We start from the raw sequence: 24,951 nt of genomic DNA, 5'->3' as shown, positions 1-24,951 counted from the left end.
ATCGTCCCAACATTTCAAGGCTGCTTTCATTGTCTTCGACAGCATCATCACTTCCCACCGGTCATTGTGATGTCTCGGGTTCGGTATTGATTTTGAAAGTGACAGGGTACCGATGGCCCAAAGTCCTTTTTTGGCGATATTGGAGGTCAGCCAGGAGGATCTGGTTATGGTCGAATGCAGTCCTTCTCTGCATTCTTAATTCTGGACCAAACATGCCAAGTATTGCCAAGTTAAATCTGATTTACTACAGATTAGCTGGGTTTGCGTGTGAGGCTGGATACACGAAAGTCCAAATGCGGTAGTGCTTTTAGTATGTCTTTGGCAAAAAGGTGTCGGATTAGTTGGCCTTGACTGTTAAGCCGGCGGCATCAACCTTGCTCACGCCTTTGATGCTTTCAACCTCTGAAATTGCCTGCTTAAGCTGCTTGTCATCTGAAACTTTGCCAGTGAGCGTAATGACTCCATTTTTGGTTTCGACTGAGATGCTGTTGCTCTGCAGTCCTTTTTGGGCGGCTAGGTGAGCCTTCACCTGCTTTGTGATTTCCGCGTCAGGTGCGTTTTCATGAGCATCAGCCCCGCGGTTGTGCACCTCTTTAGCGTTCGCTTCTCCTGGGGTTTTCTCCTCAGCTGCTCCTTTCCCGGCTGTTGCGGAAAGGTCAGGATGGGAGGGCCTGTCCTCTGCCAGGGCGCCGGCGCTTAACCCAAAGCTGAGTGCTGAGGCTGCCAATAGCTTAGAGATAGTCGTTGAGTTAGTCATTTTTTCACCTAATTTGGGCGAATTGGTTTCGTGGGTCTTTTAAAGGACGTCTGCCTTGCTTTCTGGTGGCAGGATCATCCCTCTTAATTAAAGCGAACCGCAGCTTTGCTTGTGCTGGTCGTCGAAAGTATTGCAGGTTGAGGAACTTGCCGGTTGTCGTGAGTCAGAAAGGTGTTCAATGTACCTGACCATAACTTAAACCCTAAGCAGGCCTGCCATTTGTCCTGCTGATAAAGCCAGTGCGTGTGGCAGACTGAGCACCGATAAAGACGCTGAATACCAAACTCTCCAAAATCCTCTTTGGGGGTTAACGCTGTCATGTTGGGATGGCCCGTTGTGTGGGGCTTCGAGAGTGGCAATGTCTGGCACATGATGCACATTGTGCCGTGGTCTAGCTTTCCCATATATTGCTCCTTTGGTAAAGGTTGATACGGGTAACAGCTAAGCTCTAACGAGCCTGGAACTACAAAATAATTCTCATTGCTATTAGTTCTTTCTGACTTTACGCTCAGGTGAGCTTTTAAAACGCTCAAAAAGTTACGGATGTAATGCAATGTGTGGGAAGAATGCTTATATGGCTGTAGGATGATTTGTGTTTGGAGCCTGATACTTCACATTGCTCATCTGACGAGTTAGGGGACACCACTTGAATGCAGACTCAGATGGCGGACTGCTCAGCAGCTCCAGCGCTGATTCGACGTTGGTGTCCGACGAAGTCCGCTCCGGCGCAGCTTCTGGCGTTAAAACTACTGGTCTGCGGTCGTGAATATCGACTATGCCGCCCGCGCTGGCAACGGTGGCAATGGCAAAGCCATGCTCAACATCCTCGTTTTTGCCTGGCTGTCACGCTGTTATTGCGGCCATGTAGAGCAGTTCCTCATCCTTGGCATGAATGCCGTGGCTGCTTGTCGTCAGTTTCCCCTGTCCACACAGGCATTTCTCTATCAAGGTCTGGTTGCTGGCTCTTATAAGTGAGTCATTCCATGGGTGTATGTCATCGACCCATTGGACCGTTCAAACCGGTTTTAGCAATGCCTGCTATGCTAGATGAGGTAGCAGGTTATTCCTGAAGATTCCTGTTGCAAAGATTAATTCGCGTTCTCGATCAACAAGAGCAAGTTAACCAAACTGGAGAGATTTCCATGGGCACCAAAATTTTTACTGAAGCCGACCGTAAGCGTACTCCTCCTCCTGCCACTCCCAAGGGCGTGAACCTGAGTACAAAATTCCGGGGCCAGCGTGTTAGCCAGGAGCGTGGCGCGCATACCCGCAGCAAGAAAAACCCCGGCAAGCGCGCACATTCGGGTTGATTTTTGTCGGCAGGTTAGCACTTGCCAGGGCTTTAACGGTGCATGTTGGGAGGGTTAACCATTTTCCAGACGCAAACAAGCCCGCTCTAAGGCGGGCTGTCGATGACGTGTTGGGGCTTAATCCGTAGGGGAGTCATCCCGCTCCCCGTAGACGCATTTTCTCTTTTTGGGGTATGAAGCCCGTCCTCGAAAGATGAATCCCAAGCATGACAAGAGCCTAGCAACCCCCGTTGCAGTACTGCCTACCAGAATACATGCACACAGCTCCAGGCTGTGCCAAGTGCGTGAAATTCAATTCGTTTGCGATACGAGGAAGCCATGATCAAGCCAGGTAAAAACATCGCTATAAAGATTCCGTCCTATAAATGGCAGGAAACCGTGGAGTTCTACCGGGACCGTGTCGGGCTAACGGTAAAGAGGATACTGAATGAAAGTATCGGCTTTGAGTTTGGTGAAATGACTCTTTGGCTGGATCGTGTTGAAAAACAGAGCCAGACTGATGTATGGCTTGAGCTTTTCAGTGACGATCCTGATACCGCAATAGAGCAACTGGGTGGACCGGCTCGTGACTATCTAGAGCCACTTGATAGCGTTGAAGGCCATTGGACAAACGATCCTGCGGGTGTCGTTCTGTTAGTTCGTAAAGAATAAAGACTCGTCTTGCCCTGAAGGCGTCCGCTCTCATCAAGCGCTATGGGCCTGCGCGCGAGAGTTAATCCGTGGGCAGATAATTGGTACCGTTACACCTTTAGTGCTCTTTTACGCGCTGCTCAATAGTGGCCAAAGGGCTGAGCTATATACAGACGCCCGGTCGGAAACTGGTTTGCAGTGTAAGCCGATGGCTAAATGACGCTCCTTGAATGAGAGGACTCTCACTGGATCAGTGCGGGTCTTATTTTTATTTAAGTACAGCTTTACTTTGCAGTCCGCAGTCCGCAGTCCGCAGTCAGCTGTGCTGGTGGTAATTCTGCGTCACCGGCGACATCGATTCGAGCGCTCGCCGTAGATCTCTAGGTTCCGGGCTTACTCCAACGGCCCGTAAATGACGATTACAGATAAACCAGATCTCGTCTCTGTCATTAGCCAAAATAAAAAAAGCGTCTGACGTTTCCGACGGGTTGAACATCCCCAGGGCACGGTAAGCGGTCTGCATATTGAATCCGCTTTGAAGCGGGTGGGGCTTGGGCCCATCTTTCAGCTCTTGAACACGAAGATATAGTCCCGTCTCTAGTGTGATCATTCAAGCCTCGCCTCTAGTTGCGTTGCTTTATTCTAGGAGCACGAGTAGATATTCGCTACAGATCAGTACCTTTAGATGTAATCAGACTTATTCAGATATAACAGGGCTTGTATCAGCCAACAAAAAAGCCTCGGAAGAGGCTTTTTTTATTGAGTGCTCACGCTCTGTACTTGGCGCTACATAACAACATACCGAGATATAGCCAGAAAATGCGCTGCACTGCCGGCCAGCACAAATAAGTGCCAAATACCGTGCCAATGTCGAAAACGCTCGTCAAACACAAAGAAGACAATTCCGGCTGTGTAAATGGCCCCACCGGCCGCCAACCAGGAAAATCCTTCCGAGCCCAGACTGGATTCCAATGGCCCCAGCGCCAGCAACACAATCCATCCCATAACGGCATAAATCACCAGCGACAATATGCGTGCAGGTGAACGCGGGCGGATATCCTGAAGAATGCCAATCAGCGCCAAGCCCCAGACCACACCGAACAGACTCCATCCCCAAGGCCCCCGCAGTGTGACCAGGCAGAAGGGTGTATAGCTGCCAGCAATCAGCAAGTAGATGGAGAAGTGATCCATCTTGCGAAATACGTTTTTAGCTCGTCCCTTGAAGCAGTGGTACAGGGTGGAGATCAAATACAGCAGGACAAGCGTAGTGCCATAAATTGCCGTGCTGGTGATGCGCCAGGGGTCTCCGGTCAGGCTTGCCATGACAATCAGCCAGGATACGCCGCCTACCGCCAGAACGGCACCGAGCAGGTGTGACCAGGCATTGAAACGTTCACCGTAATACATGATGCTTTTTCTCTCCAAACATTCGGCACGCCGATTGCAAGACTGTCGTCGTGGTCGGAAAAGCTTAGCGCATAAGTCAAGCTCCCGTATTGATCTCTATTAGGTCAGCACCGTACATTTGTTTGCTGCGTTGGATGAGGAATATCGGTCAAGGTGCTCAACACTCAAAGCCTTGTGATCTGTCCCCTTATCGCGTTGCCTCGGTTTTTGATGGATGTGTGTATATCTCTTGTGCTTGGGGGCAAGAACGGTCGGCGTCGAGTGCGGTACGCTGGCCATCCAAAGCATTCGTATACCTGTCAGGTAAACCCCAATATCTGCTGATTAAACCTGGTTTTAGGATACGGTTTGCGCGACGTGCGCTCATACCTAAAGAGGCTCATCATGAAATTTGTGCTTTACAAGGACAAAAGTGGTGAATGGCGGTGGCGATTCAAAGCCGCGAATGGGAACATTATTTGCGTCAGCTCCGAAGGCTACAGCAGCAAGCAGAGCGCACAACACAGCATCGAGTCTGTGAAAAAAGGGATGGCTGATGCTCCGGTTGTCGAGGAGTAAACACAGACTTTCTACGAGGCTCTACGCGTAGCCTTTAGTCCCGTGAATTAAAAAACTCCCTGGTAAAAGGGAGTTCAAAGGCCTCGCCAAGCTCCGAGGTCTTTTTTATCAGCTGGATCCACACGGGAGGCTTAACAGCAGGCAATCAATCCAGCATTGCCTCAGCCTCAATCTCGATCAACCACTCGGGCTTGGCCAATCCGCTAATCAGGATCCAGGAAGAGGGCGGTGGGTTCACTGGAAATCGTTTCAATAGCGCAGCGGCGATCTCATCCTGCTCTTGCGGTGAGCTTGCGTCTTCCCGGATAAAAATCCGCAGCATGATCACTTGATCAATCTTGCCGCCAACCTCGGCCAGGACCAGTTCAATATTGTCCAGGGCGGCTTCTGTTTGCTCGCGCATACCGCCAGCTACGGTTTGTTCCTGAGCATCCACACCTACTTGGCCAGACAGCATGACGCGGCGGTTGCCGGTGACCACCAGGCCTTGGCTGAAACCGTATTGCAGGGAGTTGAATACGGTAGATGGATTAATAGCGCTTTTTGTCATTTTGATAAATACAGGGAAAGTCAGTTGAGGCGGTGTGTTCACGCGCCAGGCTCGTACTTTGGGGCTTTGTGCCGGAAGACAAGGGCTGCGCTTGGGATCATCTGATTATCGGGCACTAAGGTTGTTCTTATTCGATCTGCCTCGTTCGGAGTCCAGATGGGGAACGATCTGCGTAGCTGTGACTGCTTTTGCAGGATAGAGGCCTGGAAAGCTCGGAAATGTATTACATCGCGTTGCCATAAATTGATGATTCAGCCGCTAGAATTACTCAACTATCTACCTATAGAGGCTCCTATGGCAAACGACAAATCCATGATTCACGGCAACTGCCTGTGCGGCGCCGTCTCAATCAGCTTGCAGCAGCACAAGCCTTCGATCAGTGCGTGCCATTGCGGTATCTGCCGCAATTGGTCCGGCGGCCCGTTCTTGTCGCTGGAGTCCCATGAAACCCCGGTGATCGAAGGCGAAGAGCACGTGCGTTCCTATGCCTCCTCGGAGTGGGCAGAGCGCAGTTTTTGTGATGTATGCGGCACGCATTTGTTTTACAAGCTTAAGGCGGGTGGTTTCCATGCCATTTCAGCTGGCTTGTTCAAGGACAGCGGGAACTGGCCGTTCGAGCTGCAGGTCTTTATTGATGACAAGCCTGATAACTATACGTTCGCTAACAAAACGCGAGAGATGACAGGCGAAGAGGTGGTTAAGCTGTTTTCCTGATCCTGGTTCACGTACAAGGAGAGCTCTGTGATGAAACGAATCCTTTTCCTGTCGCTGTCTGCGTTACTGGCCGCTTGCGCCTCTTCCAACGCTGACCTCGCGACTCAACAAGACGTAGACCTGAACAAGTACATGGGCACCTGGTATGAGCAGGCGCGTTTACCTAATAGCTTTCAGCGTGAATGTGCCGGGGATGTGCAAGCTAATTACGTGATGGAAGCGGACAAGACGATCACCGTCACCAATCGCTGTCAGGGTACGGACGGGGAAGTGAAGGAAGCCATCGGGCAGGGGCGCTTGTCCAGTAGTATGGAGCCTGCTGACCCGGCGATATTGGAAGTGCGTTTTGCTCCGAAGTGGTTGTCCTGGTTCCCCATGGTGTGGGGCGACTACTGGATCATGAAGCTGGAAGGGGACTACCAGTATTCTTTGGTCGGCACGCCGGACCGGAAGTATCTCTGGGTCCTGTCCCGGGAAAAACAGGCTGATCCACAAGTCGTTAGCGACTTGCTGGATTACGCCGCGGCACAAGGCTTTTCTGTGCAAAAAGTGGTATCGACCAAGCCGTAGCACGCATTCGGTAATCGCTCGATCAGCACCTGCACAGATCAGAACATCCTTTTAGCGTTTTTAGTAATAAGCATGGGGAAATTAGATCGTTTTGAAGAGCTTGCGGCTGTGGTCGAATGGCACGACGGTATGTATCGGACGTGCCATTTTTTTATCGGAATGTTTTTATCATGAAGTCGTTTTTAAGCATTGCCGCGACCCTTACCCTGGCGTTGGTGGCTGGAGTGGCCCAGGCTGATCGTCTGGATGACATCAAGAAAACGGGTGTCTTGAAAGTAGCGTCTTTCGACAGCAATCCACCGTTTGGTTTTGTGGATCAGAAGTCCCGTCAGATCACTGGTCTGGATGTGGATTTTGCCCAGGCTCTGGCTGACAAGCTGGGCGTGAAGCTGGAAGTCTTGCCAACCAATCCGGCCAATCGTGTGCCGCTGCTGACGTCCAATAAAGTAGACCTGGTTCTGGCCAACTTCACCATCACGGAAGAGCGCGCCAAGCAGGTTGATTTCAGTATTCCGTACTTTGCATCGGGCCAGCAGTTCCTGGCTAAAAAAGGCGTCTTGTCCTCGCCCGAGCAGTTGAACTCGCTGCGTATTGGCGTGGATAAAGGGACGGTCAATGAGATCGTCCTGCGTGAAAAATACCCCCAGGCCAAGCTGGTTGCTTATGACGATACCCCCTTTGCTTTTACCGCTTTGCGTAACGGCAACGTGCAGGCCATCACTCAGGATGGTCCCAAGCTGATCGGTCTGTTGGCGAACGTGCCAGACAAGGAAAACTATGAAATTCCGGCCTTCAGCATTTCCGAGGACTTGATCGGTATTGGTATCCCCAAAGGCGAAACAGCACTGAAGTCCTTTGTGGATGAAACCTTGCTGGAGCTGGAAACCCAGGGCAAGGCACAAGCCATTTACGACGTCTGGTTTGGCCCTCAGTCCAAAACGCCCCTGGAGCGTTTGTACCGCATCGGTCAGCAACAGTAAGTCATCACTTGCTTGCAGGCCAGCCTTGAATGTTCAGGCTGGCCTTTTCCTGTTTGTGTTTTTAACAGCGGGATCGCTTGATCCTGCTTTTTGGTGTTTGCTATGCCGTCTTCTGATTTCTGGCTGGCACCCCACTATGTGGGTTGGTTGCTGGAAGGGTTCTGGGTCACGATTCAGCTCTCTTTAGTCGTCTCCTTCGCTGCAACTGTTTTGGGTTTTCTGGTGTGTATTGCCAGACTGTCGCCCTTTGCCTGGTTGGCCTGGCCGGTACGTGCTTACCTTAGCTTGTTTCGTAATACGCCCCTATTGGTGCAATTGTTCTTCTGGTATTTCGGGGCCTCGGCCTTGATGCCGCCGGAGCTGGTTCAATGGTTGAATACTCAGCATGTCTTGCAGTTGGTTTTATTCGATGTGCATTGGCCCAGTTTCGAGATGCTGGCCGCCTTTGTGGGTTTGACGATCTACACCACGGCGTTTGTGGCTGAAGAGTTCCGCTCCGGCGTGCGGGCAGTGCGCAAAGGTCAATGGGCAGCAGCAGCCTCCTTGGGCATGTCGTCCATGCAGGTCTGGCGCTATGTAGTGATGCCGCAGGCTTTGCGTAATACCTTTCCCTCGCTGATCGGGCAGTACATGAATGTCATCAAGAACACCTCGCTGACCATGGCTATTGGTTTGGCAGAGCTGTCTTATGCCTCTCGTCAGGTGGAAACTGAAACCTTCAAGACCTTCCAGTCCTTTGGGATTGCAACGCTGTTGTATGTCTTGCTGGTCATGCTGGTGGAGGTAGGTGGGCAGTGGTTGCAGCGTCATCGTCTGCAAGTGCGAGGTGGGCTGTAATGAACTTCGACGTAATTCATGACAACCTGCTGTACTTCCTGGTGGGGGCGTATCCGCATGGCCCTTTAGGTGGGGCGGCGCTGACGCTCTTGTTAAGTGTGCTCTCGGCAAGCTTGTCGGCCGTTCTGGGGTTGGTGTTCGGGGTAGCTCTGGTTTTGACGCGCGGTGTGGCGCATACCGCTTTGCTGCTGTTTCTGGGCTTTTTCCGCGCCATCCCCGTCATCATGCTGATTTTCTGGGTGTACTTTCTGCTGCCCATTCTGTTCAAGGTGGATGTGCCGGGCTTGTTTACCGTGGTCTGCGCCTTGTCCTTGATTGGCGGTGCGTATCTGGCGCACTCGGTGTTTGCGGGCATCAGCAGCTTGCCGGCGGGGCAATGGCAAGCGGGCAAGGCCCTGGGCCTGAAAACCGCTCAAATCATGAAGTCCATCATCCTGCCGCAAGCCTTGCCGGTGATGCTGCCTTCTTTTATTAATCAGTGGGTTGCCTTGATCAAGGACACCTCGCTGGCCTATGTCATTGGCGTAGCGGAACTGTCTTTTGTTGCCACTCAGGTCAGTAATCGGGTCATGGTGCACCCCACTGAAATCTTCTTGTTTGTCGGGCTGATGTACTACGTGATTTGCGCAACGTTGGAGTTGATTGCGAATCGGGTGGCCCGACGTTATGACAAACATCTGCGACTGGATGGTAAATGATCCGTATCGATAGTGTTTCCAAGTGGTATGGCACGTTTCAGGTGCTCAAGGATTGCACGGCCCAAGTGGACCGTCAGGAAGTGGTGGTGGTGTGCGGGCCTTCGGGCTCCGGGAAGTCCACCTTGTTGAAAACCGTCAATGGTCTGGAACCGTTTCAGCAGGGCAGGATTGTTGTGGATGGGATTTCCGTCGGTGATCCGGCAACGAATCTGCCAGACTTGCGCAGTCGGGTCGGGATGGTTTTTCAGAACTTCGAGCTGTTTCCACATTTGAATGTCTTGGCCAATCTGACCTTGGCACAACGTAAAGTGCTGGGCAGGAATAGTGATGAAGCCAATGAGCGGGCCTTGCTGTATCTGGATCGCGTGGGCTTGAAAGCGATGGCGGATCGCTATCCGGCCAGCTTGTCGGGCGGGCAGCAACAGCGTGTCGCCATTGCACGGGCCTTGTGCATGGACCCGGTCTGCATGTTGTTTGACGAGCCTACTTCGGCTTTGGATCCGGAAATGGTCAACGAGGTGTTGGACGTGATGGTCAGCTTGGCGGAAGAGGGCATGACCATGATGTGCGTCACCCATGAGATGGGCTTTGCTCGCAAGGTGGCGGATCGGATGGTTTTCATGGACCAGGGCCAGATTCTGGAGGACGTGCCCACCGATGTATTCTTTGGTGATCTGGAAGGCCGGCCACAGCGCGTGCAAACCTTTTTGTCCAAGGAACTGCGTCTGTAGCTTGTGTCTTTGCATGGCAGCTGGTTTGATGAATGCCAAGCCAAGCCAAGCCAAGCCAAGCCAAGCCAAGCCAAGCCAAGCCAAGCCAAGCCAAGCCAAGCCAAGCCAAGCTGTGCGTAGCAGACGCTGGAGCCCGCATCTATAAAAAAAGCCCGCCTGTTGAAAAATGGGCGGGCTTTTTTATGGGCGAGCAAACCAGGCTTGATGAAACAGGGCTAATGACATGCTTGCCCGGCCTGGAGAGTGTCGCGATGTGCTCAGGATGACTGAGTGGCTGTGTCGAACGATTGCAGCAGAGATTCTGATGCCAGTACGGCACGGCGTGCCTGTTCGTGCTGATCATGCAGGGCCAGGTAACGTGCTTCGGCCTCATCGCCTCGCGCTACATCTCCTTTGTATGACTGTGCTACGTAGTTTGCGTACCAAATGGACTCGGCTACGGTCATACCCACAAACACTTCATTGTCGTCCTGATCTTGAGACAGGGCACGGATACCAGATAAATACGCCCGTTCACGGGGCTGAAATTCCAACATAAGACTCCTTAGATAAGCCTCCATTGTAGTAGGTGGGGGAAATCAGGTCAGTGTTGGGCGTAGTACGGTGTTTGGTTGGTGTTTAGCTGCTGGGGTATAAATAGTCTCGGGATTGGGGGGTAATCAAGTGCTATTTTGGAAATGTCGAGGATAAACAGTGCATAAGTTATTTTCTAATTTGGTCTTGGGCCTGACCTTTGCCTCTGTACCAGCCTTTGCTTCAAGCATGCAAGAGAGTGCTCAACTGGGCCGGATACACATACAGGCGGACAAGGTTGACGTGTTGAGCACGCATGAGCTGAAAGCTTCGGGCAATGTGACAGTAACCGGCAAGGAGAGCGTCATACATGCTCAGGAGGCTGTTATTCGTAGACGGGGTCCTGTGATTGAAGTGCAGGTACAAGCGTTGGTGCAGTCTGAGCTAAGCTCAAGACCTTCTTCTGAGTTCAATCCGCTTAGCCTGCAAGATGTTCGTGCGGCAGGCGGGGAAATGCGGTTGCAAAAAGAAGGATACGCGCCAGTGAGAGTGCAGGGCTTAAGTACCGTATGGTGGAACGATTCAAACCAGACATGTATCACCGTTAAGACTAGCCAAGGGCGTTATGGCGATGTCAAAAAAGAGGAGGCCGAGGTATGCGGGCGAGAGTGAGGCCGCGTCTGGCTTGGTTTAGGGGGCATGCGGTGGTAAGGAGAGGACATGGGCATTAAGTGGGAGACGTCGTTTCATAAAGTGGCTACTGTGCTGGCGACAGCTCTTTGTGTGCTCGTATCTATTCTGGCCCTGATCTTTTTATTTGATGGCTTGGCCAATCCACAGGGCCAGTATGCGGCAATCAATTATGTATTTGCCATTGTTGGTGTCGGCTTTTCCTCGCTGATCTTTGTTGTGAACCAGTATTACAGCAGGGTTTGTCGATCCCTGCCGACGGGCGCAAAGCGTGACGCCAGGCTTCTGGGTTGGTCGTTGAGTGTCCTCTATGCCGTTCTGATTGGCTTGTTCATGCTGGGGGGCTTAGGCATAGGTGCTAGGTTACTGCAAGGTCAGCATATTTTTGGTTAAGTGCCACGATTGAGGAATTGTTGCAGAGTCAAGCCTATTCTGTACGGTCAGGCTTAGCCAATAGCATGAGAAGTGCTGGTGTTCCTATGTCGGCATCGCCACCTTCTTCAGCCGATATGCCAAAGCAGGTCTAGTCAGCCCCAGCCTGCGCGCAGCTTCTGAAATATTCCCATTCGTCTTTTTCAACGTCAGCTGGATGATTTGTTCTTCCAGATCATCCAGATTGAAGGGCGTTTCCAGCAGATGCTCCAGATATTGCGTCTGGTTCGCGCTGAAACAGGGCTCTTTTGCCATAAAGCCTTGCGTATTCAAACTGCTCAGATACTGCAAGGCGCTTTTCTGCTGCGGGAACAAGTGGTGGGTTTCGATTTCGTGACTGTGTTCGGTCAGGATGACGCCACGCTCGATCATGTTTTCGAATTCGCGGATATTGCCTGGCCAGTCGTACTGCATCAGCAATTCCCGGCTACGGTCACTCACTCCCAGCACGTGCTTTTTGTACATGCTGGAGTATTTGTTCAAAAAGTATTCGGTCAGCAGCGGAATGTCTTCCTTGCGCTCTCGCAGCGGCGGGATGTGGATGGGAAAGACGTTCAGGCGGTAGTACAGGTCGGCACGGAAGGTGCCTTTTTGTACGGCCTCGGCCAGATCTTCGTTAGTGGCTGCCACTACACGCACGTCGATATGGCGGATGCTCTCATCACCCACGCGCTCCAGCTCCTGTTCCTGCAAAACACGAAGCAGGGCGGCTTGGGAGCGTGGTGACAGTTCCACGATTTCATCCAGAAAAATGGTGCCGCTCTGGGCACGCTCAAAACGACCGGGGCGGGATTTATGCGCGCCGGTATAAGCGCCTTTCTCCACGCCAAACAGCTCTGATTCAATCAGCTCCGGGGGAATGGACGCACAGTTCACCGCGATAAAGGGCTGATCCGCCCGGTCGCTGGCCGCGTGCAGGCCACGTGCGAAAGCTTCTTTCCCTACGCCGGTTTCCCCCAGCAGCAGCACGGAGACTTTGCTTTGTGCGGCTTTTTCCAACAGATGACAGGCAGCCTGGTAGGCGGCGGACTGGCCAATGGAGTTGGGTAAGGTGAAGTTGGCGCTGGAGTGTTTGAACTCCTGTTCGCGCAACTTTACCAGTTCACATCGCAAGGCAAACAGTTCGTCCTGAACCGGGTCAGGCAGCATGAAGCGGTCGATCTCGGGATCATCAGCCTCCCATTCCTCGGCAGGCTTGCCCACGATCTTGCAGTGGCTGTGGCCCATGGCGCCGCATTGGGTTTCTTTGTAGATGATGCTCTTGCCCATATAGAAGCTGGTGTAGCCACTGGCATACCCTAGCAAGCTCCAACAGACGGGCTCGCTGGATTGGCCGTGCTCTTTCTGGTGATTGCTGACTTCGTAGGAATCAAACCAGTCAAATTCGCCGTAGTACTGGCCGGCAGCGCGATCAAAGGTCAGCGAAGTAGGCACCACTTTGACCATGCCGCGGATGGTGTGCATTTGTGGGCCAGCCAGAAAGGTCTCTTTCAATGACAGGTCCGGGCGCACTTTTTGTGATACCTCGGCATCCTTCATGCCAGCGTGGTAGCCAAAGCGCATCAGAAAGTACTTGGCGCGCTCGCTGCCCAAAGAGGCAATCAGCTCCTTGCGTAGCTGGCCAAAACCGCTGGCATGCAGCAAGAGCATGCGCTGCTCGCCAAACCAGATTTTTCCTTCCCGCGCATCAAAGCGAATGGCGTCGATCAGGTCCTGACTTAATGGCAGTGTGAGTTCAGTAGCCCCCATGGCTGTCTCCATCCTGTGATTTCTTATTGTGGTTTTGAGTGTTCTAAAACCAGTATGCCGCCTGTCTTTCTAGTGACTCAAGGAAAACATAATAGTGTCCAGAGGACGGATAAAACGGATTTTTCTAGGGCTTTACCCTAACTCAGCATTTGATGAAAACGGCGCTAAGCATTTGATCAAATGATCAATTTTCTTTTCAGGCCGCCAGCCAACAGCGCATGGCGTCTGGCCCTGACTACTCCTATCTCTTTAATCCTAAAGGGTTAAATCCTTCAAATTTAAAGTTGGCACGCGGTTTGCTATGAACAGGCTGTGGACACTCATGCAACAGCTTGATCAGGAGGAGAACAGATGGCAGACACGAGCTTGCCCACTTTGACGAAGTACGTACGCGTACGCAGTCCCGCCAATGCGCGCTTTGTGGAATTTGATTTTGCGATTGGCCAGGCGGACCTGTTTGTGGAACTGGTCATGCCACCGGCGGCATTTGAGCAGTTTTGCCTGCAGAACAATGTCCAGCCCATGAGCGAAGAGCAAATGCGGGTCAATGACGAGAACGAAGAAAAATGGCGTTTTGGTTATGACACTTTGGTCGGTAACAGCCGCCAGGCTGAAGCCCAGTAGGTTTTATTCAGGAGAACAAGAGGATGACATTAGAAATTAAAACGGCCAGTTTGCAGCCCGTGCGGCAAACCTTCGCCAACGTGGCCCGCCGCTTTGGTGAAAAGCCGGCTACCCGCTACCAGGAAGCAACATACGACGCCCAGGCCACCGCCAACTTCCATTACCGGCCCCTGTGGATGCCGGACAAGACCCTGAACGACCCCACACACACTGCTATTCAGATGAAGGACTGGTATGTGTTTCGTGACCCCCGCCAGTTCTACTACGGCGCTTACGTGCAAAACCGTGCCCGCATGCAGGAATCGGCTGAAACCAATTACGGCTTTTTTGAAAAGCGCGAGCTGGCCCAGTACCTGAGCGAGGGTGTCAAAGCCAAGGTCACCCGCCTGCTGCTGCCTTTGCGTCACATCGAGCAAACCGCCAACCTGAATTTCATGTCCGGCTCGGCCTACGGTTATGGCACCACCATTACCCAAGCCTGTCTCTATGCCGGGATGGACTCGCTGGGTATGGCGCAATACGTCTCCCGTATTGGCTTGCTGATTGATGGCAATAGTGCCGACTCCCTGAGCCAGGCCAAAGAGGCCTGGATGCAGGATGCGGCCTGGCAAGGTCTGCGCGCCTTGTGCGAAAAAACGCTGGTTCAAAAAGACTGGTTTGAACTGCTGCTGGTGCAGTCCTTGCTGATCAACACCGTGGTGCATCAAGTGGTGTATCAGGGTCTGGTGGCGGATCTAGCCAAGGAAGGCGGCCGCGATCTGGATATGCTGCTGGAGTTCATGCTGGAGTGTCATAAGGACCTGTCCAACTGGAGCGATAGCGTCTTCAAGATTGCGGCTGCTGAAAGCGAGGAAAACAAGCAGCAACTGCAAAACTGGCTGAATCAGTGGTTGCCGCAAGTGCAAGCCGCCTTCATGCCCTATATCCAGGCTGCCTTTGCCGACCAGGCTGATCAAGTCTGGACACAAGCGCAGGAAACCATTGCCAAACGCGTCACGAAAGCAGGCCTGAGCCTGGGTGGAGAAGCCTGATGACATCCAAGGTTTATATCGGTCTGCAAGACAACGACATGTCGCGCTACATCGTCGAGGCCATCGAAGAAGACAATCCGGACGCCACGGTGATTTATCAGCCAGCCATGATTCGCATTGAGTGCGTGGGCCAGCTGACCGTCAAGCGCGAGACCGTGGAAGAAAAGTATGGGCAGCAGTGGGACATGCAGGAACTGCATCTGAATCTGATCACCTTGGGTGGCAACGTGGATGAAGATGAAGACCGCTTGTTTTTGCACTGGAACAGCTAAATCAGAAAAGGGGGCAATATGGCCACGAAAAAACTAAATATCAAAGACAAATATCGCTATCTGACTCGTGATCTGGACTGGGAATTCAGCTACCAGGATCGCAAGGATGCCTTCCCCTACGAGGAGTTCGAGGGCATCAAGATTACTGATTGGTCCAAATGGGAAGACCCGTTCCGTCTGACAATGGACGCGTACTGGAAGTACCAGGCCGAAAAAGAAAAGAAGCTGTACGCCATTTTTGATGCCTTCGCGCAAAACAATGGCCAGATGAATATTTCCGATCCGCGTTACCTGAACGCGATCAAGGTGTTCCTGACCGCGGTGACCCCGCTGGAATACCAGGCTTACCAGGGCTACTCCCATGTGGGACGTCAATTCAGCGGCATCGGTGCACGTATTGCGTGCCAGATGCAGTCGATTGACGAGCTGCGTCACGTCCAGACGCAGGTTCACGCCATGAGCCACTACAACAAGTTTTTCAATGGCTTCCAGGACTGGAGCCATATGCACGACCGTGTCTGGTACCTGTCCGTGCCCAAGTCCTTCTTTGAAGATGCCCGCGCTGCTGGCCCCTTCGAATTCCTGCTGGCGATCAGCTTCTCCTTCGAGTACGTGCTAACCAACCTGCTGTTCGTGCCCTTCATGTCGGGCGCGGCTTACAACGGCGATATGGCCACGGTGACTTTCGGTTTCAGCTCGCAGTCTGATGAAGCACGCCACATGACGCTGGGCCTGGAAGTGATCAAGTTCCTGCTGGAGCAGCACGAAGACAACGTGCCTATCGTTCAGCAGTGGATCGACAAATGGTTCTGGCGTGGTACCCGTCTGCTGTCCGTGGTCGGCATGATGATGGACTACATGCTGCCCAACAAGGTCATGTCCTGGAAAGAGGCCTGGGAGGTCTATTTTGAGCAGGCCGGTGGCGCTCTGTTCAAGGATCTGGCCCGCTACGGCATTCGCATGCCCAAGTACAGCGAAGTGATCGAGAAAGAGAAAGAGCACATCTCGCACCAGGCCTGGTGGATTTTCTACAACTTCGGCCACGCTGCCGGTTTCCACACCTGGATCCCCAGCGACGAGGAACTGGATTGGCTCAGCGCCAAGTACCCCGACACCTTCGACAAGTACTACCGCCCACGCTGGGAAATGGCCAAGAAGATGGAAGCCGAAGGCAAGCGTTTCTATTCCAGCGGTCTGCCCCAGCTGTGCCAGGTATGTCAGGTGCCCATGACCTTTACCGACATGGAAAAGCCCGACGAAATTACCTACCGCCAAAGCCAGTACAAGGGTGAGCGCTACCACACTTGCTCGGATGGCTGCCGCGACATTTTCGAGCACGAGCCTGAAAAGTACATCCAGGCCTGGCTGCCGGTGAACCAGATCCTGCAAGGCGGCTGCGGTGGCCCCGAACTGGAGAAGATCCTGAGCGACTATTACCAACTGAACGTGGGTGTCGACAATATGGACTTCAAGGGTTCGGTGGACGAGGCACGCTGGAACGAATGGAAAGGAGTGACGGCCTAGTCACACGAGAAAAAGGGCAGTGCCTCGGTGGGCACTGCCACTACCTATAAAAATTGGAGATCAATATGGCAGTTACTGCAATTACCCCGGACTACCAAGGCTATGCGCGCGACCAGCAGTCGCACTATGGCGACAGCATGTTGCTGTATATAGGCTGGGACGAGCACCTCTTGTTCTGCTCGGCCAAGGCCTTTCTGGTTCAGCCCGAGATGACCGTGTCCCAGATGATCCAGCAACTGTTGCCTGCCGGCTTTGCCCAGCACCCTGACTTTGAGCAGATCGAATGGAGCAAGGTGCAATGGAATCTGAATGGCGAGGCCGTTGAGTTGAACCCGGACGACACCTTGGGTGCCAAGGGCTTCGATCACAAATCCTTGTTGCGTTTCAAGACCCCGGGCCTGAATGGCTACAAGGGTACGGGCGTATAAGAGGCGGAGGCAGCAATGACGTATCAGGTAACCGTAGAACCCACAGGTGATGTGGTAGAGGTGGAAGATGGACAAACCTTGTTGGACGCTGCGTTGCGACAAGGGGTTTGGTTGCCTTTTGCCTGTGGACATGGCACGTGTGGCACCTGCAAGGTGCAGGTGCTGGAAGGCTATGCAGACGCAGGCGATGCGTCCAGCTTTGCCTTGATGGATTCGGAGCGGGACGAAGGCAAGCTGCTGGCTTGCTGCTGTCTGCCCGAATCCGATATGGTCATCGAGGCCGACGTGGACGTGGACCCGGATTTCCAGGGCCTGCCAGTGGAGGACTATCAGGGCAAGGTCGTCCTGATTGAAGACTTGTCGCCCACGATCAAGCACATTCGTCTGGAACTGGATCGCCCGATGGCGTTCCAGGCCGGGCAATACATCAACTTGCATGTGCCGTCCATTGACAGCACCCGTGCTTTCTCCATTGCGAATCCGCCCTCCATGAGCGGCATTATTGATTTGCATGTACGTAAGGTAGAAGGGGGCGCCGGCACCACCTGGCTTCATGATGAACTGCAAGTGGGGCAGTCTCTGGATGTGTCCGGCCCTTACGGCCAATTCTTTGTGCGCAAGTCCGACCCGCAAGGTGCGATTTTCATCGCCGGTGGCTCGGGCCTGTCCAGCCCCGAATCCATGATTATGGATTTGCTGGAAGAGGGCGATACCCGTCCTATTTATCTGTTCCAGGGGGCGCGCAATAAAGCCGAGCTGTATCACGCGGATCATTTCTATCAACTGGCCGAAAAGCACGACAATTTCCACTACATTCCGGCCTTGAATGCGCCTTTGCCGGATGATGCCTGGGAAGGCTTTGTGGGCTTTGTGCATGAAGCCGTGGGGCAGTTCTTTGAGCAGCGTTGCTCGGGTAACAAGGCCTACTTGTGTGGCCCGCCTCCCATGATCGAAGCGGCGATTTCCACGCTGATGCAAAGCCGCCTCTTCGAGCGTGACATTCACATGGAACAATTCCTGACAGCCGCGGATGGCGCAACCGGCAAGGTACGTTCGGCGCTGTTCAAGCGTATCTAAGCGGTTTTAACTGACTGCCGACCAGACTTTTTCTAGTGAAAAGGTCTGCGGCTGGTGGTCGTGAACGCCGCAGCTTTCTGGCCTTGCAAAAAGCGTTAACGACGCTTTGCAGGGCCTTTTTGTACTAGTCGGTGGCAGCTTTGCCGTCTGACCGTATCAGCGCAAGCAGGTGAGGCAGAAGGTTTCGCTGCAAGCCAGAGCAGGCCAGTTGCTCATAGGCTTGCAGCCATCAACAGGGTGGCGGCCCGTTACTCAAGGCACTGTGTCCCGGAATCAGCCAGGGCGGTTTCTCCGCATACATTTCCTCAATAAAGGCATGCATCTGAGCGATGTACCAGGAGTTGTCGTTTTTCCTGTGGCTGAAAATAATGGGCGAAGTCACTTTCTCATCGTCAATCAGCCGGTAGACCAGATCACTGCGTATCTGTGCGGCTGAAGGGATCAGGCATAAACCCACGCCGCCTGCGACTAGTCCCATGGCCGTTTGCAGTTCCAGTACCTCGTGCACTTCGGTGGGGAAGATGGCGTTGTCGTGCAGAATATTCAGCACATGATCGGCAAAGCTGGGGCGCGGGGACTTGGGATACACAATAAAGGCGTGATCAGCGATGACCTGCAAGGACACCGGCCCCCGGTCCTTGGCCAGATCAATCTTGGGCGGGATCGCCAGAACCAGGCGTTCTTCACGCAAGACAGTGCGGCAGACCGCGCTGTCATGAATGCGCACACGCCCAAAAGCAATATCAATGCGTCCGGCGCGCAAGGCGGCAATTTGCTGGCTGGAGGTCAGCTCCAGAAAGTGAAAGCGGATATCCGGGTAGGCGTGGCGGAACTTTTGGATCAGGATGGGCAGGCCACCGTACAAGGTGGAGGCCACAAAGCCAATCGACAACTGCGGGCGCTGGTGCAGACCGACTTCGGTGGTCGCCGCTTTCATGACCTCCACACGATTGAGCAATTGCAGGGATTGCTCGTAAAAAATGCGGCCCGCCTCGGTCAGTTGCAGAGGGCGGCTTTCGCGTGACAGCAAGAGGACATTGAGCTCTTGTTCCAGCAACTGGATCTGTCTGCTGAGTGCAGGTTGGGCAATGTGCAACTGCTCGGCCGCGCGAGTGAAATTACGCTCTTTGGCGACCGCAACAAAGTAGCGGATTTGTTTCAAGTCCATATGCTTTGCCCGTGGTCCAGGTCCAGAAAATCCGGATCAATATATCACCTATCTCGACCATCCAAGGTTCAAGCATATACCCGACAAGCTCTAGGGTTAACGATAGGTTTTGTTTTTATAATGATTTAAGTAACTGATTTTATTAATAAAAAAACAAGCTATAGCATTTTGCTATGGAGCGGGACCGATATGGTATTGGAAGCTTGTCCATTCAAAGACTGTAATGAAAGCCATGCAGAACAGCCCCAGGATGTTAGATAAAACGGGCTGGGCAAGATCAGCCCGATGCTGTCCCTGTCGGGCTTGAATCAGGCTCAATGCCAAGCCAGCAACACGCTGCCACGAGCCAGTCCGGTATCAATCAGGAGCGATTTTTCTTTTCTATTACGCGTACTTGCTATGTCTTCATGGACATGGGCAGGGACGGCTGCAACTCTCATAAAGGCCACATCATGTCAGTCCTTATGGATAAAACCAACGATATCAGGCACTTGCTTGATACTGCCCTGGAAGAAAACCAAGAAACAGGCGTGTATCGCTGCCGTCGTGACATCTTCACGAATCCGGATCTGTTCGAGCTGGAGATGAAGCATATTTTTGAAGGCAATTGGGTCTACTTGGCGCATGAAAGCCAGTTGCCCAATGTGAATGATTACTTCACTACCTATATTGGCCGCCAGCCCGTGTTTCTGACACGCGGCAAAGACGGCGGCTTGAATGCCTTTATCAATGCCTGTGCCCACCGGGGCGCCATGCTGTGCCGCCGCAAGCATGGCAATAAAGGCAGTTTTACCTGTCCTTTTCATGGCTGGACCTTCAATAACGCCGGCAAGCTGCTCAAGGTCAAGGACGAGAAAAACACCCAATACCCCGAGCAGTTCAATACCGAAGGCTCGCACGACTTGAAGCGTGTCGCGCGCTTTGAGAACTATCGCGGCTTTCTGTTTGGCAGTCTGAATCCGGATGTGGTGTCTCTGGATGAATATCTGGGTGAAACCTAGGTCATCATCGACCAGATCGTGGACCAAGCCCCTGAAGGCCTGGAAGTGCTGCGCGGCAATTCTTCCTATATCTACGACGGCAACTGGAAGCTGCAGATGGAAAACGGGGCCGACGGCTACCACGTCAGCAGCGTGCACTGGAACTATTCCGCCACGATGGGTCGTCGCAAAGAGGGCGGCACGCAAGCGGTGGATGCGAACGGCTGGAGCAAAAGCCTGGGCGGTGTGTATGGCTTTGATTATGGCCATATCTTGCTCTGGACCAAGACCATGAATCCAACCGTGCGGCCGGTCTACGAGCATCGCGAGGAGCTGAAGCAGCGTCTGGGCGAGGACCGTGCCGAGTTCATCGTGAATCAGACCCGCAATCTGTGCCTGTACCCGAACGTGTATTTGATGGACCAGTTCTCTACCCAGATTCGGGTAACGCGTCCTATCAGCGTGGACAAGACGGAAGTCACGATTTACTGCTTTGGCCCCAAGGGTGAGAGCGCCGAGCAGCGTGCCATCCGCATTCGTCAATACGAAGACTTTTTCAACGTGTCTGGCATGGGAACGGCAGACGATCTGGAAGAGTTCCGTGCTTGTCAGGAAGGCTATGCCGGTATTGCCGCCCCCTGGAATGACTTGAGCCGAGGCGCCCCCCTGTGGGTCCAAGGCCCGGACGAGAACGCGACCGCCATGGGCATGAAGCCCTTGATCAGTGGTGGGCGTAGTGAAGATGAAGGCTTGTTTGTCTGCCAGCACGAGTACTGGGCCAAGACCATGAGCCAGGCACTGAAAGCAGAAAGCGGGGAGGCCTAAGCCATGAACGCAACCTATCACTCTATTTGCGCTTTCCTGTATCGGGAAGCCCGTTTGCTGGATGACCGTCAGTGGGATGAATGGCTGGAGTGCTACAGCCCCAACGCCCAATACTGGATGCCTTGCTGGGACGATGATGATCAGCTGACCGAAGATCCGCACAGCGAGATCTCCTTGATCTTTTATCCCAACCGCAATGGTTTGGAAGATCGGGTGTTCCGCATCAAGACCGAGCGCTCCGGTGCCTCCACGCCCGAGCCGCGTACCGCTCATATGCTCAGCAATATCGAGATTCTGGCCGAGCGCGATGGGCAGGTGGATGTCCGCTACAACTTTCTGACGATGAACCATCGCTACCGGGTGACGGATCAGTTCTTCGGCACCATTTATCTGACTTTGTCGTCTCAGGATAAGGGCTGGTTGATCGAGCAAAAGAAGGTAGTGCTCAAGAACGACTACATCCGTCAAGTGATTGATGTGTATCACATTTAAAGCTGGGGGTTAGTCGTGAACAGCTATCGTATTGCGCTGAATTTTGAGGACGGCGTCACCCGTTTCGTGGACTGTGGGAAACACGAAAAAGTGCTGGATGCCGCGTATCGCCATCAGATCAATCTGCCTATGGATTGCTCGGACGGGGTGTGCGGCACTTGTAAATGTCAGGCCGAAAGTGGTCAGTATGAGCAGGGCGATGACTATATCGAGGATGCCCTGACGCAAGAGGAAGCGGACAAGGGTTTGGTTCTGACCTGCCAGATGATCCCCAAGTCGGACTGCGTGATTGCTGTGCCGATTTCATCGGGTGTGTGCAAAACCGCCGTGGCCAAGTGGCAGGGACAGGTATCGGAATGCCGTCAGTATGAGGATGCGGCTTACGAGTTGAAGATTGATGCGGCCGATGAAGCCTTGCCTTTCCTGCCTGGGCAGTACGTGAATATCACGGTGCCTGGCGGGCAGGCGCATCGCTCCTATTCCTTCAGCTCTGCGCCGGGCGAGCCGCGTTTGAGTTTCCTGATCAAGCAAGTGCCGGGAGGCCTGATGAGTTCCTGGCTGGCGGCGCAGCCGCTAGGCCAGCAGGTAGAAATGACCGGGCCTTTGGGTAGTTTTTATCTGCGTCAGGTAACGCGCCCCTTGCTGTTCCTGGCCGGTGGCACGGGTCTGGCGCCGTTCTTGTCCATGCTGGAAGTGCTGGTCAAGCAAGGCTGTACGCAGCCTGTGCATCTGGTCTATGGCGTCACCCGTGATCAGGATCTGGTGATGCTGGCAGAGCTGGAGTCCTTTACCCAGCGTTTGCCCGGATTCAGCTACACCACCTGCGTGGTCGATCCGGAATCCCGCCACGAACGCAAAGGCTACGTGACCCAGCACTTGGATCCGGCGCATTGGCATGACGGGCAGGTGGATGTGTACCTGTGCGGGCCGCCACCCATGGTGGATGCCGTCAGCCAGTTCATTGATGCGCAAGCCCATGCTCCCGCGAATTTCTACTACGAAAAATTCATCACCAGCCAGTAAATGCATTCAAGCAACGCCCCTTTGCGGGGCGTCTTGTGCTGGATGACTCCTACAAGGAAAGATCATGACTGCGCCTGTGCGTTTTCATCAAAAAGTGGCCATTGTGACGGGCGCGGCCCAAGGCATTGGCCGTCGTGTTACCGAGCGCTTGCAGGCTGAAGGGGCCTGGGTGTTGGCGGTAGACCGCTCTGAACTGGTGCGGGAACTGGCCAGTGATACGGTCCTGACACTGGAAGTAGATCTGGAAACCGTTGAAGGCGCTCAGGCTGCAGCCCAGGCGGCGCTGGATAAGTGGGGGCGTATTGATATTTTGATCAATAACGTCGGGGGCACGATCTGGACGCGTCCTTACGAGCACTACACGCCGACGCAGATCGAGGCCGAGATACGCCGCTCCCTGTTTCCAACCCTGTGGTCCTGTCATGCCGTGTTGCCCAGCATGCAGGCGCAGGGCAGTGGGGCCATTGTGAATGTGTCCTCGATTGCCACTCGCAGCATCAATCGTGTGCCTTATGCCGCGGCCAAAGGCGGCGTCAATGCCTTGACCGCCTCTTTGGCTTTCGAGAATGCCCAGCGCGGCATTCGGGTCAATGCTGTTTCACCCGGCGGGACCGAGGCACCGCCACGGCGCATTCCTCGCAATACCCAGAACCAGGAAGATCCCCAGGAAGCGATCTGGTATCAGCAGATTGTGGATCAGACCGTGGCCAGCAGTTTGATGAAGCGTTACGGCAGTCTGGATGAACAGGCCGCCAGCATTTTGTTTTTGGCCTCCGACGAGGCTTCGTATATCACCGGCACTGTCTTGCCAGTAGGAGGCGGCGACCAGGGCTGATCAATCGATGCGCACGGCTGGTAGAGCGAAGGGCATCAAGACAAAAAAACTCCATTTGGGGCAGACAAATCATGAAAACACTAGACGTTAATGAAGTGATTGAGCAGGCGCGCTTCGGGCGCTTTCACTGGATGGTGATGAGCCTGTGTGCCTTGTTGCTGGTATTCGATGGCTATGACTTGTTTATTTACGGTGTGGTTTTGCCGGTGCTGATGGACGAGTGGAATTTGACGCCGGTGCAAGCCGGGGCCTTGGGTAGTTACGCCTTGTTCGGCATGATGTTTGGCGCGTTTGTATTTGGGCCGCTGGCAGACAAGATTGGCCGAAAAAAGGGCGTGACGATCTGTTTTGCCTTGTTCAGTCTGGCCACGTTCTTGAATGGCTTTGCGAGCTCACCGACCGAGTTTGGTGTCTATCGCTTTCTGGCCGGATTGGGCTGTGGCGGCTTGATGCCCAACGCCGTGGCCTTGATGAATGAGTATTCGCCCAAGCGTTCGCGCAGCACCTTGGTCGCCATCATGTTCAGCGGCTATTCATTGGGTGGCTTGTTGTCGGCAGCGATTGGCATCTACATGCTGCCGCGCTTTGGCTGGCAGTCCATGTTTTTCTGCGCGGCCATTCCGCTGTTGTTGCTGCCTTTTATTGTCTGGAAACTGCCCGAGTCGCTGGCGTTTCTGATGCGTCAGGGGCAAGAGGAAAAAGCACGCCGCATTGTGCAGACCTTGGCTCCTGAATTGGGCGTGTCCCAAGATACCGTCTTGACCTTGCATGAGCAGAAAAAGGCAGGCGTGCCCATGCTGGATCTGGTCAAGGAAGGACGCTTGCTGGGCACCTTGATGATCTGGGTGGCATTTTTCTGCTGCCTCTTGATGGTCTATGCCCTGGGTTCCTGGTTGCCTAAACTGATGGCCAATGCGGGCTATAGCCTGGGTTCCAGCCTGTCCTTCCTGGTGGCCTTGAACCTGGGCGGCATGTTTGGTGCGATTCTGGGTGGTTGGCTGGGGGATCGTTTCAGCTTGCCTAAAGTGGTTGCCTGGTTCTTTCTGGTGTCGGCGGTGTCCATTACCTTGCTGGGTTTCAAGAGCCCGACTCTGGTGTTGTACGTGTTGATCGTGATTGCCGGTGCCACCACCATTGGCACGCAGATCCTGCTGTACGCCAATACGGCGCAGTTTTATTCCTTGTCCATGCGTTCCTCGAGCTTGGGCTGGGCGTCAGGCGTGGGGCGAATCGGTGCCATTGCCGGGCCTTTCCTGGGCGGTACCCTGATGGCGGCCAAGTTGCCCTTGCAGATGAATTTCATGGCCTTTGCCGTGCCGGGACTTATCGCCATGCTCGCGTTTCTGGTGTTTCTGGCATCCTCGCGTTCATCACCTAAAGTGGCTTTCAATGCTGTGGTGGGTTGAAAATACCAGGACAGGTGGAGAAATGGTCATACCAAGTTCACAACGGGCTTGAGTCGTGCCAACAGGCTACAGATCGTTATACTTGTGCCTTCCGGCAGCTTCCTGATTGTGGGGCTGCCAGAAGCAAGGTTCATCTACAC

29 protein-coding genes and 1 pseudogene are annotated in these 24,951 nt (G+C 53.6%); 23 read left to right on the top strand and 7 right to left on the bottom strand.

The genetic code is table 11. From position 1 onward, the window contains the following. Window positions 1-337: 337 nt before the first annotated feature. Complete coding sequence (locus tag Q9R35_RS08170) at window positions 338-757, bottom strand: BON domain-containing protein (protein WP_311219642.1); 420 nt, start codon at window positions 755-757, stop codon at window positions 338-340. A gap of 570 nt (window positions 758-1,327) precedes the next feature. Further along, window positions 1,328-1,525: a hypothetical protein gene (locus Q9R35_RS18680; protein WP_404977944.1), complete on the bottom strand. Its 198-nt coding sequence runs from the start codon at window positions 1,523-1,525 to the stop codon at window positions 1,328-1,330. Between Q9R35_RS18680 and Q9R35_RS08165 the strand changes: the two genes are divergently transcribed. The 3 genes from Q9R35_RS08165 (at window position 1,520) to Q9R35_RS08155 (ending at window position 2,718) form a co-directional block, all read left to right on the top strand. Next, entirely contained in the window at window positions 1,520-1,732 is a 213-nt protein-coding gene (locus Q9R35_RS08165) for a hypothetical protein (protein ID WP_086060583.1), read from the top strand. The genes Q9R35_RS18680 and Q9R35_RS08165 overlap by 6 nt on opposite strands. Before the next feature lie 167 nt (window positions 1,733-1,899). Beyond that, complete coding sequence (locus Q9R35_RS08160; RefSeq protein ID WP_165589468.1) at window positions 1,900-2,067, top strand: hypothetical protein; 168 nt, start codon at window positions 1,900-1,902, stop codon at window positions 2,065-2,067. A gap of 318 nt (window positions 2,068-2,385) precedes the next feature. Next, window positions 2,386-2,718 (top strand): hypothetical protein, encoded by a 333-nt coding sequence (locus tag Q9R35_RS08155; protein WP_042480251.1) that lies wholly within the window; start codon window positions 2,386-2,388, stop codon window positions 2,716-2,718. Between the two features lie 765 nt (window positions 2,719-3,483). On the opposite strand, the gene Q9R35_RS08150 is transcribed toward Q9R35_RS08155, so the two are convergent. Next, entirely contained in the window at window positions 3,484-4,104 is a 621-nt protein-coding gene (locus Q9R35_RS08150) for a hemolysin III family protein (RefSeq protein WP_063692711.1), read from the bottom strand. 384 nt (window positions 4,105-4,488) lie between these two features. Here Q9R35_RS08150 and Q9R35_RS08145 point away from each other — a divergent pair, with 384 nt between their 5' ends. Next, window positions 4,489-4,662 carry a DUF1508 domain-containing protein gene (locus Q9R35_RS08145; RefSeq protein ID WP_021446666.1) on the top strand — a complete coding sequence of 58 codons (174 nt, stop codon included), beginning with the start codon at window positions 4,489-4,491 and terminating at the stop codon, window positions 4,660-4,662. Window positions 4,663-4,807: 145 nt separating this feature from the next. On the opposite strand, the gene Q9R35_RS08140 is transcribed toward Q9R35_RS08145, so the two are convergent. After that, the gene (locus tag Q9R35_RS08140) at window positions 4,808-5,212 is read right to left on the bottom strand and encodes a RidA family protein (protein ID WP_045931798.1); all 405 of its coding nucleotides are present in this window, start codon (window positions 5,210-5,212) and stop codon (window positions 4,808-4,810) included. A 294-nt stretch (window positions 5,213-5,506) separates the two neighbouring features. Between Q9R35_RS08140 and Q9R35_RS08135 the strand changes: the two genes are divergently transcribed. The 6 genes from Q9R35_RS08135 (at window position 5,507) to Q9R35_RS08110 (ending at window position 9,742) form a co-directional block, all read left to right on the top strand. After that, on the top strand, window positions 5,507-5,926 hold the full coding sequence (locus Q9R35_RS08135; protein WP_063692716.1) for a GFA family protein: 420 nt from the start codon (window positions 5,507-5,509) through the stop codon (window positions 5,924-5,926). 30 nt (window positions 5,927-5,956) lie between these two features. Continuing rightward, window positions 5,957-6,496: a lipocalin family protein gene (locus Q9R35_RS08130; RefSeq protein WP_086069696.1), complete on the top strand. Its 540-nt coding sequence runs from the start codon at window positions 5,957-5,959 to the stop codon at window positions 6,494-6,496. A 170-nt stretch (window positions 6,497-6,666) separates the two neighbouring features. Beyond that, the gene (locus Q9R35_RS08125) at window positions 6,667-7,476 is read left to right on the top strand and encodes an ABC transporter substrate-binding protein (protein ID WP_042480263.1); all 810 of its coding nucleotides are present in this window, start codon (window positions 6,667-6,669) and stop codon (window positions 7,474-7,476) included. Between the two features lie 102 nt (window positions 7,477-7,578). Next, window positions 7,579-8,313 carry an amino acid ABC transporter permease gene (locus Q9R35_RS08120; RefSeq protein ID WP_311219641.1) on the top strand — a complete coding sequence of 245 codons (735 nt, stop codon included), beginning with the start codon at window positions 7,579-7,581 and terminating at the stop codon, window positions 8,311-8,313. After that, entirely contained in the window at window positions 8,313-9,011 is a 699-nt protein-coding gene (locus tag Q9R35_RS08115) for an amino acid ABC transporter permease (RefSeq protein ID WP_109089717.1), read from the top strand. The genes Q9R35_RS08120 and Q9R35_RS08115 overlap by 1 nt, the downstream gene beginning before the upstream one ends. Further along, entirely contained in the window at window positions 9,008-9,742 is a 735-nt protein-coding gene (locus Q9R35_RS08110) for an amino acid ABC transporter ATP-binding protein (protein WP_086069693.1), read from the top strand. Before Q9R35_RS08115 ends, Q9R35_RS08110 begins: the two co-directional genes overlap by 4 nt. 257 nt (window positions 9,743-9,999) lie before the next feature. Here the strand turns inward: Q9R35_RS08110 and Q9R35_RS08105 are convergent, their stop codons facing one another. Next, a complete protein-coding gene (locus tag Q9R35_RS08105; RefSeq protein ID WP_086069692.1) occupies window positions 10,000-10,278 on the bottom strand; it encodes a hypothetical protein in 279 nt (92 codons plus the stop codon). A 157-nt stretch (window positions 10,279-10,435) separates the two neighbouring features. Between Q9R35_RS08105 and Q9R35_RS08100 the strand changes: the two genes are divergently transcribed. Further along, complete coding sequence (locus Q9R35_RS08100; protein WP_311219640.1) at window positions 10,436-10,927, top strand: hypothetical protein; 492 nt, start codon at window positions 10,436-10,438, stop codon at window positions 10,925-10,927. A gap of 48 nt (window positions 10,928-10,975) precedes the next feature. Beyond that, complete coding sequence (locus Q9R35_RS08095; RefSeq protein ID WP_125304324.1) at window positions 10,976-11,338, top strand: hypothetical protein; 363 nt, start codon at window positions 10,976-10,978, stop codon at window positions 11,336-11,338. Between the two features lie 84 nt (window positions 11,339-11,422). Here the strand turns inward: Q9R35_RS08095 and Q9R35_RS08090 are convergent, their stop codons facing one another. Next, window positions 11,423-13,126, bottom strand: a complete 1,704-nt coding sequence (locus tag Q9R35_RS08090; RefSeq protein ID WP_311219639.1) for a sigma 54-interacting transcriptional regulator — start codon at window positions 13,124-13,126, stop codon at window positions 11,423-11,425. 351 nt (window positions 13,127-13,477) lie between these two features. Here Q9R35_RS08090 and Q9R35_RS08085 point away from each other — a divergent pair, with 351 nt between their 5' ends. The 6 genes from Q9R35_RS08085 to Q9R35_RS08060 all read left to right on the top strand — a co-directional run bounded on the left by Q9R35_RS08085 (window position 13,478) and on the right by Q9R35_RS08060 (window position 18,082). Further along, window positions 13,478-13,750 carry a phenol hydroxylase subunit gene (locus Q9R35_RS08085; protein WP_042480282.1) on the top strand — a complete coding sequence of 91 codons (273 nt, stop codon included), beginning with the start codon at window positions 13,478-13,480 and terminating at the stop codon, window positions 13,748-13,750. A 23-nt stretch (window positions 13,751-13,773) separates the two neighbouring features. Next, complete coding sequence (locus Q9R35_RS08080; protein WP_311219638.1) at window positions 13,774-14,781, top strand: aromatic/alkene monooxygenase hydroxylase subunit beta; 1,008 nt, start codon at window positions 13,774-13,776, stop codon at window positions 14,779-14,781. Next, window positions 14,781-15,053, top strand: coding sequence for an MmoB/DmpM family protein (locus Q9R35_RS08075; protein WP_003800437.1), 273 nt, complete (start codon window positions 14,781-14,783; stop codon window positions 15,051-15,053). The genes Q9R35_RS08080 and Q9R35_RS08075 overlap by 1 nt, the downstream gene beginning before the upstream one ends. Window positions 15,054-15,071: 18 nt before the next feature. After that, window positions 15,072-16,577: an aromatic/alkene/methane monooxygenase hydroxylase/oxygenase subunit alpha gene (locus Q9R35_RS08070; RefSeq protein WP_021446663.1), complete on the top strand. Its 1,506-nt coding sequence runs from the start codon at window positions 15,072-15,074 to the stop codon at window positions 16,575-16,577. A gap of 65 nt (window positions 16,578-16,642) precedes the next feature. Beyond that, complete coding sequence (locus tag Q9R35_RS08065) at window positions 16,643-17,005, top strand: phenol hydroxylase subunit P4 (RefSeq protein WP_045931447.1); 363 nt, start codon at window positions 16,643-16,645, stop codon at window positions 17,003-17,005. 15 nt (window positions 17,006-17,020) lie between these two features. Then, window positions 17,021-18,082 (top strand): NADH:ubiquinone reductase (Na(+)-transporting) subunit F, encoded by a 1,062-nt coding sequence (locus Q9R35_RS08060; RefSeq protein ID WP_035267734.1) that lies wholly within the window; start codon window positions 17,021-17,023, stop codon window positions 18,080-18,082. 229 nt (window positions 18,083-18,311) lie between these two features. On the opposite strand, the gene Q9R35_RS08055 is transcribed toward Q9R35_RS08060, so the two are convergent. Further along, on the bottom strand, window positions 18,312-19,250 hold the full coding sequence (locus tag Q9R35_RS08055) for a LysR family transcriptional regulator (protein ID WP_063692741.1): 939 nt from the start codon (window positions 19,248-19,250) through the stop codon (window positions 18,312-18,314). 452 nt (window positions 19,251-19,702) lie between these two features. On the opposite strand from Q9R35_RS08055, the pseudogene Q9R35_RS08050 reads away from it, so the two are divergent. The 5 genes and pseudogenes from Q9R35_RS08050 (at window position 19,703) to Q9R35_RS08030 (ending at window position 24,811) form a co-directional block, all read left to right on the top strand. After that, window positions 19,703-21,055 (top strand): annotated as a pseudogene (locus Q9R35_RS08050) (Rieske 2Fe-2S domain-containing protein). A gap of 3 nt (window positions 21,056-21,058) precedes the next feature. Beyond that, window positions 21,059-21,547, top strand: coding sequence for a benzoate 1,2-dioxygenase small subunit (benB, locus tag Q9R35_RS08045; RefSeq protein WP_026482701.1), 489 nt, complete (start codon window positions 21,059-21,061; stop codon window positions 21,545-21,547). A 15-nt stretch (window positions 21,548-21,562) separates the two neighbouring features. Next, a complete protein-coding gene (gene benC, locus Q9R35_RS08040) occupies window positions 21,563-22,570 on the top strand; it encodes a benzoate 1,2-dioxygenase electron transfer component BenC (protein ID WP_125304329.1) in 1,008 nt (335 codons plus the stop codon). A 64-nt stretch (window positions 22,571-22,634) separates the two neighbouring features. Beyond that, complete coding sequence (locus Q9R35_RS08035; protein WP_063692745.1) at window positions 22,635-23,405, top strand: 1,6-dihydroxycyclohexa-2,4-diene-1-carboxylate dehydrogenase; 771 nt, start codon at window positions 22,635-22,637, stop codon at window positions 23,403-23,405. A 71-nt stretch (window positions 23,406-23,476) separates the two neighbouring features. Next, window positions 23,477-24,811, top strand: a complete 1,335-nt coding sequence (locus Q9R35_RS08030) for an MFS transporter (protein ID WP_311219637.1) — start codon at window positions 23,477-23,479, stop codon at window positions 24,809-24,811. The last annotated feature ends 140 nt before the right edge of the window (window positions 24,812-24,951 follow it).

The sequence above is a fragment of the Alcaligenes sp. AB3 genome (assembly GCF_031844565.1).
GTDB classification, from domain to species: domain Bacteria; phylum Pseudomonadota; class Gammaproteobacteria; order Burkholderiales; family Burkholderiaceae_B; genus Alcaligenes; species Alcaligenes faecalis.
The sequence above is the reverse complement of the archived record's forward strand: the minus strand, read 5'-3'. Positions and strand labels throughout refer to the sequence as shown.